Annotated in this window: 7 protein-coding genes and 3 pseudogenes; 7 read left to right on the top strand and 3 right to left on the bottom strand. The window is 67.8% G+C overall.

Annotation, left to right across the window (positions count from 1 at the left end):
• Nucleotides 1-3 precede the first annotated feature (3 nt).
• Together KIV56_RS01685 and KIV56_RS01680 are read left to right on the top strand one after the other, a co-directional pair.
• Entirely contained in the window at nt 4-252 is a 249-nt protein-coding gene (locus KIV56_RS01685) for an acyl carrier protein (RefSeq protein ID WP_134446473.1), read from the top strand.
• Nucleotides 253-340: 88 nt separating this feature from the next.
• Nucleotides 341-1577: pseudogene (locus tag KIV56_RS01680) on the top strand (beta-ketoacyl-[acyl-carrier-protein] synthase family protein).
• A gap of 106 nt (nt 1578-1683) precedes the next feature.
• On the opposite strand, the gene KIV56_RS01675 reads toward KIV56_RS01680, so the two are convergent.
• Complete coding sequence (locus KIV56_RS01675; RefSeq protein ID WP_281534922.1) at nt 1684-2205, bottom strand: DUF3145 domain-containing protein; 522 nt, start codon at nt 2203-2205, stop codon at nt 1684-1686.
• A 251-nt stretch (nt 2206-2456) separates the two neighbouring features.
• On the opposite strand from KIV56_RS01675, the gene KIV56_RS01670 reads away from it, so the two are divergent.
• Entirely contained in the window at nt 2457-3068 is a 612-nt protein-coding gene (locus KIV56_RS01670; RefSeq protein WP_348648451.1) for a PadR family transcriptional regulator, read from the top strand.
• A 253-nt stretch (nt 3069-3321) separates the two neighbouring features.
• Nucleotides 3322-4683, top strand: coding sequence for an HNH endonuclease signature motif containing protein (locus tag KIV56_RS01665; RefSeq protein WP_281534921.1), 1362 nt, complete (start codon nt 3322-3324; stop codon nt 4681-4683).
• Nucleotides 4684-4986: 303 nt separating this feature from the next.
• Here KIV56_RS01665 and KIV56_RS01660 read toward each other — a convergent pair whose 3' ends face one another.
• Both KIV56_RS01660 and KIV56_RS01655 read right to left on the bottom strand, forming a co-directional pair.
• A complete protein-coding gene (locus KIV56_RS01660; protein WP_281534920.1) occupies nt 4987-5859 on the bottom strand; it encodes a DUF1684 domain-containing protein in 873 nt (290 codons plus the stop codon).
• Nucleotides 5860-5959: 100 nt separating this feature from the next.
• A pseudogene (locus KIV56_RS01655) lies at nt 5960-7752 on the bottom strand (bifunctional 3'-5' exonuclease/DNA polymerase).
• A 405-nt stretch (nt 7753-8157) separates the two neighbouring features.
• Between KIV56_RS01655 and KIV56_RS01650 the strand changes: the two are divergent.
• The 3 genes and pseudogenes from KIV56_RS01650 (at nt 8158) to kdpB (ending at nt 12207) form a co-directional block, all read left to right on the top strand.
• Nucleotides 8158-8247 carry a potassium-transporting ATPase subunit F gene (locus KIV56_RS01650; RefSeq protein WP_281534919.1) on the top strand — a complete coding sequence of 30 codons (90 nt, stop codon included), beginning with the start codon at nt 8158-8160 and terminating at the stop codon, nt 8245-8247.
• Nucleotides 8247-9920: a potassium-transporting ATPase subunit KdpA gene (gene kdpA / locus KIV56_RS01645; RefSeq protein WP_281534918.1), complete on the top strand. Its 1674-nt coding sequence runs from the start codon at nt 8247-8249 to the stop codon at nt 9918-9920. Before KIV56_RS01650 ends, kdpA begins: the two co-directional genes overlap by 1 nt.
• A 91-nt stretch (nt 9921-10011) precedes the next feature.
• Nucleotides 10012-12207: pseudogene (gene kdpB / locus KIV56_RS01640) on the top strand (potassium-transporting ATPase subunit KdpB).
• The last annotated feature ends 15 nt before the right edge of the window (nt 12208-12222 follow it).

The raw sequence follows: 12222 nt of genomic DNA, 5'->3' as shown, positions 1-12222 counted from the left end.
AAAATGGCATTGTCCACCGAAGAAGTACTGTCCGGCCTCGCTGAGCTCATCAATGATGAGACCGGCATTGCGGCTGACACGGTTGAGATGGGTAAGTCGTTCACCGACGACCTCGACATCGATTCCATCTCGATGATGACCATTGTCGTCAACGCAGAAGAGAAGTTCGACGTGAAGATCCCCGACGAAGAGGTCAAGAACCTTAAGACCGTCGGCGACGCCGTCGACTTCATCGTCAAGGCCCAGGACTAAAACCACCGAGAGCAGGCCGGCCGGCATTGCCGACCGGCCTGGTCTGTGGGCTTCGCCCGCCGTTTTGACGTACCACGGAGAGTTGCATATGACCAAGAAGATCGTTATCACCGGAATCGGTGCGACCTCCCCCTCTCGGAGGCACCGCCGCCGAGACCTGGGCTGCGCTGTTGAACGGCGAGTCCGGAGCCACCACCCTCGAGCAGGAATGGGTCGCTCGCACCCAGCTGCCCATCACCTTCGCCGCACAGGCAAAGGTCCCCGCCAGCGAGGTCCTCGCCCGGCATGAGATCAAGCGTCTCGACCCCTCGAGCCAGTTCGCGCTGATCGCCGGCCGTGAGGCCTGGGCGGATGCCGGATCTCCCGGTGTCGAACCCGACCGGCTCGCTGTCGACTGGGCCACCGGTATCGGCGGTGTGTGGACACTCCTCGACGCGTGGGACACCCTGCGCGAACGCGGTCCTCGCCGCGTCCTGCCGATGACCGTCCCGATGCTGATGCCGAACGGGCCCGCCGCGGCAATCGGCATGGACCTGCACGCCCGCGCCGGCATCACGACCGTCGTGTCCGCTTGCGCGTCCAGCACGGAATCCCTCGTCAACGCCTATGACCGGCTCCAGGCCGGCCGCGCCGACGTCGTCATCGCCGGTGGCTCGGAAGCCGCGATCCACCCGCTGCCGATCGCGTCCTTCGCGGCGATGCAGGCGCTCTCCAAGCGGAACGATGACCCTGGACACGCCTCGCGACCGTACGACGTGTCGCGCGACGGCTTCGTGCTCGGCGAAGGTGCGGCTGCACTCGTCGTCGAAACCGAAGACCACGCCAAGGCCCGCGGTGCGCACATCTACGCCGAACTGCTCGGCGGTGCCGTCACAAGTGACGCGTACCACATCACGGCTCCCGACCCCGAGGGTTCGGCGGCGGCCCGGGCCATGATCACCGCCATCCGCAACGCCGGCGCCGACCTCGGCGACGTCGCCCACATCAATGCGCACGCGACCAGCACGCCGGTCGGAGACATCGCGGAGTACAACGCGCTCCGACGGGTGTTCGGCGACCTGCTCGAGGGCATCCCCGTTTCCGCGACGAAGGCATCCACCGGGCACCTGCTCGGTGGGGCCGGTGCGATCGAGGCGTTCTTCACCGTGATGGCGCTCTCGACGCGGACCGCCCCGCCGACGATCAACCTCGTCGAACAGGACCCGGCCATTCCGCTCGACGTCGTGACCTCGCCGCGCACCCTGCCCGGCGGCAATCTCCTCGCGATCAGCAACTCGTTCGGATTCGGCGGCCACAACGCCGTCGTTGCGTTCCGCTCGGTCTAGTCGGCACGCTCGATCCAGCCGGAACGTTCGTCCCTGCACCAGGCTCGGCCCTTCGGGGTCGGGCCTGTTCCCGTTTCCGCCCCGGTCTCGTGTCGATCCGGACGGGTCAGCCGACCTTGTGCAACCAGACCACGGAATTGAAGTCGCTCGCGGTGCGGAACGGCTCGAGTTCGTCGTCCCAGGCCTGGCCGAGGGCCAGGCGCAGTTCGCGATGCAGTTCGAGGGCGTTCGCACCGGCGGTCTCCATCGCGTAACGGATCCGGTCCTCCGGGATCACGATGTTCCCGACGGTGTCGGTCTGGGCGAAGAAGATTCCGAGCTCCGGCGTGTGCAGCCAGCGCCCGCCGTCGACGCCGAAGCCGGCGTCCTCGGTCACTTCGAAGCGCAGGTGATCCCAACCAAGCAGGGCGGATGCGAGGCGCGCTCCGGTTCCCGGGACGCCCTCCCAGTAGTATTCGGCGCGCTGCGAGCCGCTGAGCACCGGCTGGTCGGACCAGTCGAAGTTCACGGCCTCGCCGAGGGCGCGCCCGACCGCCCACTCCACATGCGGGCTGAGCGCCCGTGGCGACGAATGCACCAAAAGCACCCCTCGCGCTGTTGGTGGCTGGCGCGCAGGTATTGCTGTCATCGATTTCTCCGTTCTGTGAGGTGCGTCTTCCCCAACGACCTCAGAACTGCGGATTCAATACGATGCGAGCGAGTGTGAACTTGTCGCTACGACGGAATCACTCCCGTCTTCTTGGATTATGCCTCAGCCGCCTGTGGGTATTCAAGGAGGATCGGGTTATTTGTTCCCGCCATGACACTCGGCTCGCGCGTCTCTCCCGGTGACATGGTTCGCTATACTCGGTATAGTTATCTCTCGCTTCTGGAGGCCCGGTGTCGGTACGCAGTTGTCTGCTTGTGATCCTGTCGATCGGTCCTGCCTACGGATTCCAACTTCACGCTGAGCTCAGTTCCCGAACAGCCGGTCGCCGGAACGTGAACGCCGGCCAGGTCTACGGCACGCTCGAACGACTCGTGAAACAGGGTGTCGTGGAATCGGCAGGGACCACCGACGACGGACTCCCCCTGTACCGGGCGACAGCGACCGGCCTGGGCGAAGCATCCGCCTGGCTCACTGCGACCGAGAGTGCCGTCGGCGAAGAATGGAACGACCTCGTCGACCGGGTGCTGCTCGCCTCGTCACTCCCCGATTCGGACGTTCTCGGCATCATCGCCCGCTATCGGACGCACTGGCAGGCCGACCTCACGGCCTCGGGTTCCGCCGCAGAACACGACGCCGCACTCGCCACAGTGCACGGCGGGAAGCTCCGACCGGGTTCCGGGCAGGACCTGCTCTGCGCGGCTGCGCGGCACGCCCTCGCGACCGCGGCACTCGCCTGGCTCGACAGCAGTGAGCGCGCCCTCGTCGCCGCCCCTGGGGAATTCGGACACGGCCTCAATCTTCAGAAACCTCGGCGCGGCCGACGGCCGGCCGTGGCGGCGTAGCTCGATCACGGCGTTCAGTCGGGTAGAAGTTATCCACAAAAATCCCTAAGGACCGGGCTATCCACAGGTGGTTCGTGGGGTGGTGGATGCCGCGGGGATGTCGGTGGTGGTCCGTAAAGTGACCGGCATGACAGCTGAAAATACCTCAGAACCCCACCGGGAAAGCCCGGTGGACAGCAGTGTGGACAGTACTGCGGACAGCCCGGTCGACAGCACCGCGGAACCCCCGCCCGGGACCCCTCCCGACCCGAATGTGAATCCACCGCACCTCGGTCTCGTTGAGCCGTCGCTGGCCGAGGTCTATGACGCGATCCGGGACGCGGACCGGGAAATGAATCGGGCCGCCGCGAAGCGGGCCGACGCGATCTATACCGCCCAGCGGGTGCTGGCCGATGTGGGGCGCGCTCGGGCGGAGGCCGCGGAGCGCGCGGGTGGGCGGCGCCCGCTGTGGTCGCCGGAAGAAGCCACGAAGGAGGAATTCACCTGCGAGGTCGGCGCGCTGCTCCGGCTCCCGCGGCGCACGGCCGAGACCCTGATCGAAGCCAGCCGCACCCTCGCCGAAGACCTCCCCGCCACGAGGGAAGCCCTCACCTCCGGGTCGATCAGCTACCGGCACGCACAAGTCATCATGGACCAGGCCTGGGGTATCAAAGTCGACGGCGACCTGGAAGCATCCGCCCGGGCACGGGCCGTGTTCGAGGACGTGCTTGTGCCCGTCGCGGAAGTGCTGACCGTGGCGAAGCTGTCCGACCGGGCCCGCCGGGTGCGGGAACGCACCCACCCGGAAACCATCACCGCCCGGCACCAGAAAAGCGTCGAGGACCGGCACGTGGTCTTCCAGGCCCTCAACGACGGCATGGCGTCCCTGTATGTGACCGGGGACGCCGAGAAAGTGCAGGCCGCCTACCACCGCACCCTCGACGTGGCCCTCACCCTGCAAGGCCCCAAGGAAACCCGCACCCTCACCCAGATCGCCGCGGACGTGCTCACCGACGTCCTGATCGGCGGCGTCACCCCGGACGGGATCGGTGCCGGGGTGGCCGCGCAGGTCAACGTCACCGTTCCCGTCCTGACCCTGCTCGGCAAAAGCGCGGAACCCGGGTACCTCGCCGGATACGGACCCATCGACCCCGACACCGCGCGGCGGCTCGCGGCCGGGGCGCCGAGCTTCACCCGGCTGCTCACCCACCCCGAGACCGGGGCCGTGCTCTCGATGGGCCGCGACACCTACAAGGTCCCGGCCGCGCTCAAGAAATGGCTCGAGGTGCGGGATGAAACCTGCACCTTCCCCGGCTGCCGCCGCTCCGCGAAACGCTCTGACGTGGATCACAGTGTCGAGTGGCAGCACGGCGGCGAAACCGACGCGATGAACCTCGCCCACCTCTGCCCCTACCACCACGCGGTCAAGAGCTACACGAGGTGGACACCGAGACACCTCGGTGACGGCCGGATCGAGTGGACGTCCCCGGCCGGGTACAGCTACATCGTCGAACCCTCCGCCGATATGCGACCACCCCGGAAACCCACACCCACACCCAAACCGCCGGTCCCGTTCGTCGACGTCTGGAACCTCGAACCCACACCCGACAACCCCGACAACCCGACACCCTTCTAGGCGGCGCAAGGAAAGGAATGCCTCGTCGAACGTCGACGCGGTCGCCCCGGACAGGCAACGACTGGAAGATGCTTTCGGTGGACGACGGAGCCGGTCGACGACACGGCCGGTCGGTGACGCTACCGGTGGACGATGCAGCAGACCGCCGACACTTCCGGTGAACGACACTGCTGGTGGACGACGCAGCCTATTGACGAAGCGTCCGGTCGACGACACGGCCCATGGGCGACACTTCCGCTCGACGACGCGACCGGTCGACGACGCAGCCGCTGAAGCACCTCGGCGAAAGGTGAGGCGATCGGCTCAGTCGTGAAGTGGCGTGCCGTCCGCGGCCAGGACCATGCGCTCGCCGGCCTCGATCGGGATGGCCAGACGGTTCTGGGCAGGTGCGATCGGGCAGTTGAAGTTGTAGCTGAACGCACACGGAGGCAGGTAGGTCCGATTGAAGTCGAGGCGAATCGTGCCGTCGCCCTCCGGTGAGACACGCAGGAATCTGCCGACGCTGTACGTGCTGACCCCGTTGGTCGCGTCGGCGAACACGAGGAGCAGACTCGGCCCATCCTCGAAGGCCACGAGGTTGTAGTCGATGCCGTCCCTGGTGAAGGTGATCTCGCCAGGCAGGGCACGCTGGCGGGTTCGCCCCTCGTCCTGCAAGTGAGCGATACTGACCTCGCCGCGCCCGGAGATCGGCGTGAAGGTCGCCTCGACCACCCACTCCGGGTCAAAGGGGAACGCGTCGATCCGACCGAAGTCGCGGATTCCCTCGGAGGCGGCATCCCACACCCGAAGGCCATACCCGCCGTCTTCGCCTGCGATCACGGTTCCCGTGAGCGTCTCGCTGAAGCGGATGCCCGAAGGCTGCATCGCATCGAGTCCGGCGACCAGCACCGAACCATCGACCACGTCACCGTCGACGATGATCCCGTCGCTCGCTGTCGCTGTGAGGGAGAGGCCCGACACACCGGCCGGGAGCGGCGCCCACAGCCCGGGGACGCCCCAAATCGGCTGGCCGACCGCCGGATCACCAGTGATCCACTGGTTGTTCACGAGAGCGAGATTGCCTCGCGGCCCGACGACCGCACGGGTCCGACCGTCGCGGAATTCTGCCAGCTCTGCCAGTGCGGCGTCTGTGCCGCTCTGATCCACGCTGCCCTGGGTCGCGCTTCCGTCAGCCACGCTGCCGTGTTCTACCTGATGTGCCATTCCTGCGCCATCCCGTCGTCTGAGTACCTTGGATGCAACCGTCACCGGCCGGAGTTTATTGCCGCGACGGGCACTATTTCGCGTCGCCGTAGTTGTCGACTGTGGCAACGGTCAGCAGGAAGTCGACGGGGAACGTGCCGAACAGGTGTCGGCCGGCCGTCGCGGCAGCATCTTCGATAATGGTCACTACCCGGGCCGCCAGGTGCTCGGGAGTGTGCACGATGACCTCGTCGTGGAGGAAGAACACCAGGTGCGGGGCGTCGGCGAACACTGCGCCGCCACCCCCGGAAGGAGATTCAGACCCGGATCCTGACCCGGATCCCGACCGTGACCCTGGCCCGGACCCGGAGGGTGCCTGAACCTCGGTGGACAGCTTCCGGAGTTCCCTCCGGATCTCAGCCATCCAGCACAACGCCCACTCTGCCGCGCTCCCCTGCACCACGAAGTTGCGGGTGAAACGGCCCCAGTCCCTGGCCTGGGTGCGGGCCCTGCGCTCATCAGCGTCGCCGGCTCCCTCCGAGGAAGCCAGGGACTGGGCGGCGTACCAGGCATCACCTGGCGGCGGCGACGATCGGCCGAGCCTGGTCGTGACCTGGTCGCCGCGCTCGCCCCCGCGCGCGCGGCGGTCTCGGTCAGCGCGAGCGCCCGCGGGTACGCTCGTGCGAGCCGGGGCAGCAGCCGCCCACTCTCCCCCGTCGTCGCGCCGTACATCGCACCGAGCATGGCGACCTTGGCGTGCGCGCGGGTTTCGACGAGGCCGCTCGCGACGATGCCGGCGTAGAGGTCGCTGCCGCGCCCGGCATCCGCCATGGCCGTGTCGCCCGAGAGCGCTGCGAGGATGCGCGGTTCCAGTTGGGCGGCATCCGCGACGACGAGCTTCCAGCCAGAGTCGGCGACAACGGCACCGCGCACCTGTTTGGGCAGCTGCAGCGCTCCCCCGCCGCGGGTCGCCCACCGACCGGTCACGACCCCGCCCGGCAGATACTCCGGGTGGAAGCGGCCGTCGACGATCCAGGTGTCCATCCAGTACCAGCCGTTGGCGCTCAGCAGCCGGGCGAGCTTCTTGTACTCCAGCAAGGGCTCGATCACGGGATGGTCGAGTTCCTTGAGTTCCCACGCCCGCGTCGAGGTCACGGCGAGCCCGGCTCGCCGCAGGGCGCGGATGAGCTCGGGCGGCGAATCCGGGTTGACAAGCGGGTCCTCGAGTTCATGGCGGATGCGTGCGACCAGTTTCTCGAGAAGCGCCGGACGGATTCCGGGGCCGACCCTCGGCCCGAGGACCCTGGTCAGCAGCTCGTCATGAACGTCGGTACGCCAGGGCAGGCCGGCGAAGCGCATCTCGGCGGCGATGAGCGCGCCGGCGGATTCCGCGGCGAGCAGCAGGCGGAGCCGCCCCGGCTCCTCACTCTCCGCGACGGCCGCAAGCTGGAGCCGGAACTCGGCGCCCGCGTCCGCGAAGCCTCCGCCCGCGTCGACGTCGCTCTCCTCTCCGAACAGGTCGAAAAGAGTCGCCCCCGGATCGCGGGTCTCCACGACGACCGCGAGGGCGGCATCCCATCGGCTCGGTTCCGCTCTCGCGAGGTCGCTCCCGGCAGTGAGCACGGAGTGGCGCAGGATCGCATGGCAGAGCCGCAGATCGTGGGCGCGTTCGACGCGGACGCCGGCCTCGAGGAGGACGGGGTAGATGCTTGCGGTGTCCTCCCAGACCCAGCGCGGGGACCGGGGTTCCTCGTGAAGCACGAAACCGGGGAACTCCGTCGCCGGCACTGTGCGGGCGGCACCGAGCGCCACACCATCGTTGTCCAGGACCTCGACGAGGAACTCCCCGTTCCCACCTCGAGCGACCAGTATGTACACCCTGTCCATTCTGCCAGCGTGCACCGACGGCCCTCGCGGCGACGAGCGACCGGCTCACCGCAGGGAACCGCACCAGGGCGGGGCGGGGCACAGGGGCAAGGCGCGGCAGCGCAGGGCAGGGCAGCACAGCAGGGCGGCGCAGCAGGGCAGCACAGCAGGGCGGCGCAGAGAAACCGTTAGGTTCCGTCGGCGGGCCGTATGGATACCGTGAGGACCCCGGTTCTCGCCCCGAATCCGGCGTAATCCTGTGGAGTACCCCGGTTCCGACCCCGGGGCACCCGCGCCTGCACCGGCGCGGTCACCGTGTGGATGGAGTTCTCCCGTGCCCGACCTCGTGCTTGACATCGTCTACGTTCTCGGCGTGATCGCCGTGTTCGCCCTGATCGGCCTCGTGGCCAAGGGAGTCGAGAAACTGTGATCGTCTTCGACCTGCTCGGCGCGCTGCTCGCCGTTGCCGCGCTGGGTTACCTCATACTCGCCCTCGTGAAGCCGGAAAGGTTCTGATGGACCTCTGGTTCGCCGTTCTCCAGGCGCTCACCCTTGCGCTTGTCCTCGCCCTCATCTACCGCCCCCTCGGCGACTACATGGCGACGTTCTACCAATCGTCGCGTGACAATCGGATCGAGCGCGGTTTCTATCGCCTGGTCGGGGTCAATCCCCGGTCACAGCAGACCTGGCAGTCCTACCTGCGCAGTGTGCTCGCTTTCTCCCTCATGGGGGTGCTCTTCGTCTACGTCATCCAGCGCGCCCAGGCGGTGCTGCCCTATTCCCTGGGCTTTCCGGCCATCCCGTCGGGCCTGTCGTTCAACACGGCCGTCTCGTTCGTGACCAACACGAACTGGCAGTCATACTCCCCCGACGTGACCATGGGCTATTCGGTGCAGATGCTCGGCCTGGCCGTACAGAACTTCGTCTCCGCGGCGGTGGGCATCGCCGTGGCGATAGCCCTGGTGCGCGGCTTCGCTCAACGCCGGACGGGCACGATCGGCAATTTCTGGGTCGACCTGACCCGCGGGGTGCTGCGCCTGCTGCTCCCGGTGGCGATCCTCGCCGCGGTCGTGCTTCTCGCCGGCGGTGTCATCCAGAACCTCACCGGCTTCACGGATGTCACGACGATCACGGGTGCCACCCAGTCCATACCCGGCGGGCCGGTGGCCTCCCAGGAGGCGATCAAGATGTTCGGCACGAACGGCGGCGGATTCTTCAACGCGAACTCGGCGCATCCGTTCGAAAACCCCACCGCGTGGACGAGCATGTTCCAGATCGTTCTGATGCTCGCGATCCCCTTCAGCCTGCCCCGCACCTTCGGCACGATCGTCGGCGACAAAAAACAGGGCTACGCCATTCTCGGCGCGATGGCCGCCATCTTCGTGGTCTCCCTCACCGCGCTCACGCTCTTCGAACTCGGCGGCGCCGGCACGGCCCGCCTCGCGGCCGGCGGCGCCATGGAAGGCAAGGAACAACGCTTCGGCATTATCGGCTCCGCCCTCTTCGGGACGGCGTCGACCCTCACCTCGACCGGTGCGGTGAACTCCATGCACGACTCGTTCACGGCGCTCGGCGGGCTGATGCCGATGCTCAACATGATGCTCGGCGAGGTCGCCCCCGGCGGCACCGGGTCCGGGCTCTACGGCATGCTCATCCTCGCCGTGATCACGGTCTTCATCGCCGGTCTGCTTGTCGGCCGCACTCCCGAATACCTCGGCAAGAAGATCGGCCCGCGCGAGATCAAGATCGCGAGCCTCTACATCCTCGTCACCCCGACCCTCGTCCTCGCCGGAACGGCGCTGAGCTTCGCGATTCCCGCCGTGCGAGCGGATGTCGAGACCACCTCGATCTGGAACCCCGGCCTGCACGGTCTCTCCGAGGTGCTTTACGCCTTCACCTCGGCGGCCAACAACAACGGCTCCGCCTTCGCCGGGCTGACCGCCAACACACCGTGGTTCAACACGGCGCTCGGCGTGGCCATGCTCCTCGGCCGATTCCTGCCGATCGTCCTCGTGCTCGCCCTCGCCGGCGCACTCTCCGCCCAGGACACGGTTCCGGCGACGCGCGGCACCCTGCCGACCCACCGCATGCAATTCGTCGGGCTGCTCGTCGGCGTGACGGTCATCATCACGGCGCTCACATACTTCCCTGTCCTCGCGCTCGGCCCGCTCGCGGAAGGACTGCAGTAGCCATGACCTCCGCTTCCGGCACGCAGGCTCCCCCGTTCCTCTCCTCGTCACCACTCACGCCGGACTTTCCGGCGGAAGGGCAGCAGTAATCATGTCGACAGTCACCGAAGCATCCACGCCACGGGGCGAGGGGCCGGCGCCCACCACGGAACGTCAGCCGAAACGCGCATCGAGCGCGATCAACCTGGGGCAGCTCGTCGCCGCGCTCCCGATGGCGGCGCGCAAGCTCGACCCTCGCCTGATGTGGCGAAACCCGGTCATGTTCATCGTCGAGGTCGGTGCCGCGCTCACCACGCTGCTCGCGATCGTCGAACCCTTCCTCGGCGGACCTGCCCGTTCGGGCGGCGGCGACGTGCCGGCGAGCTTCACCGTCGGCATCGCATTCTGGCTCTGGCTCACCGTGATCTTCGCCAACCTGGCGGAAGCCGTCGCCGAGGGCCGCGGCAAGGCGCAGGCGGACAGCCTCCGCCAGACCCGGACCAGCACGAACGCCAACCTCGTGGCCGGCTATGACGAGGCAGCGGATGCCGCGGCCGAGCGGGCCAGCGTCTCCGCGGTCTCCTCCGCCGACCTCACCCTCGGCGACACCGTGATCGTGACCGCCGGGGAACTCGTCCCCGGAGACGGCGACATCATCTGGGGCATCGCCTCGATCGACGAGTCCGCGATCACCGGAGAGTCTGCGCCCGTCGTTCGTGAGTCCGGCGGCGACCGGAGTGCCGTCACGGGGGAACCCGGGTGCTCTCCGACCGGATCGTCGTCCGCATCACGAGCAAGCCGGGCGAGACTTTCGTCGACCGCATGATCGCCCTCGTCGAGGGCGCCTCGCGGCAGAAGACCCCGAACGAACTCGCGCTCAACATCCTGCTCGCGAGCCTGTCGATCGTGTTCCTCGTGGTGACCCTCACCCTCAACCCCATCGCCGGGTACTCCGCGGCCGCCGTGAGCCTGCCCGTCCTCGTCGCCCTGCTCGTCTGCCTGATCCCCACCACGATCGGCGCCCTGCTCTCCGCGATCGGCATCGCCGGGATGGACCGGCTCGTGCAGCGCAATGTGCTGGCGATGTCGGGACGAGCGGTCGAGGCTGCGGGCGACGTCACGATCCTGCTCCTCGACAAGACCGGCACGATCACGTACGGCAACCGGCAGGCGCGGGAGTTCACTCCGCTCGCCGGGGTCGGCAGGGACGAACTGGTCAACGCAGCCGCGCTCTCTTCCCTGAGCGACCCGACCCCGGAAGGCAAGTCGATCGTCGACCTTGCGATCGAAACCGGGTTCGGGACTCCGGGTACCCTCGACGCCGTCGTCGTGCCCTTCACCGCGCAGACCCGGATGAGCGGGATCGACCTGCCGGATGGCTCCTTCATCCGCAAGGGCGCCGGCTCCGCCGTGCTCGCCTGGGTCCGTGAAACCACCCCCGTCGAGCCGACGGTGCTCGACGACCTGAACGCGACCGTGGAACGGATCTCCGAGCTCGGCGGCACCCCGCTCGTCGTGGCCGCAGGCAGCCCAACAGGCGGCGCTACGGACGGCGCAGCCGGTGCGCGGCGGATCCTCGGAGTGGTGTACCTCAAGGACATCGTCAAGGAGGGCATCGCCGAACGGTTCGCCGAGCCTGCGCAGCATGGGCATCCGCACGATCATGGTGACCGGCGACAATCCGCTCACCGCGAAGACGATCGCGGCGGAAGCCGGCGTCGACGACTTCCTCGCCGAGGCCACCCCCGAGGACAAGCTCGCCCTCATCCGGCGCGAACAGGAGGGCGGCAATCTCGTCGCCATGACGGGCGACGGCACGAACGACGCGCCGGCGCTCGCCCAGGCCGACGTCGGGGTCGCGATGAACACCGGTACGAGCGCCGCGAAGGAGGCCGGCAACATGGTCGACCTCGACTCTGACCCGACGAAGCTCATCGATATCGTGCGAATCGGCAAACAGCTTCTGATCACCCGCGGCGCCCTGACCACGTTTTCGATCGCCAACGACATCGCCAAGTACTTCGCGATCATCCCGGCGATGTTCGCGGGGGTCTTCCCCGGCCTCGCCGTGCTGAACGTGATGCAGCTGCACTCGCCCGCCTCGGCGATCCTGTCGGCCATCATCTTCAACGCGATCATCATCGTCGTCCTGATCCCGCTCGCGCTCCGCGGCGTCGCCTACCGGCCTGCCGCCGCCGCGAGCGTCCTCAGCCGCAACCTGCTGGTCTACGGCCTCGGCGGTGTGATCGCGCCGTTCCTCGGAATCAAGCTCGTCGACCTCTTCGTCGCACTGCTCCCTGGTTTCTGACCCCCTCCGGACCTC

Origin of the sequence: Cryobacterium breve (genome assembly GCF_027594785.1) — a bacterium.
Classification (GTDB): Bacteria; Actinomycetota; Actinomycetes; order Actinomycetales; family Microbacteriaceae; genus Cryobacterium; species Cryobacterium breve_A.
Note: the sequence above shows the minus strand (reverse complement) of the source record. Positions and strands in the feature narration are given on the sequence as shown.

Coding starts and splice junctions, on each gene's coding strand:
- KIV56_RS01685 (WP_134446473.1), top strand. CDS start 4: ATGGCATTGTCCACCGAAGAAGTACTGTCCGGCCTCGCTGAGCTCATC.
- KIV56_RS01675 (WP_281534922.1), bottom strand. CDS start 2,205: ATGACAGCAATACCTGCGCGCCAGCCACCAACAGCGCGAGGGGTGCTT.
- kdpA (WP_281534918.1), top strand. CDS start 8,247: ATGGACCTCTGGTTCGCCGTTCTCCAGGCGCTCACCCTTGCGCTTGTC.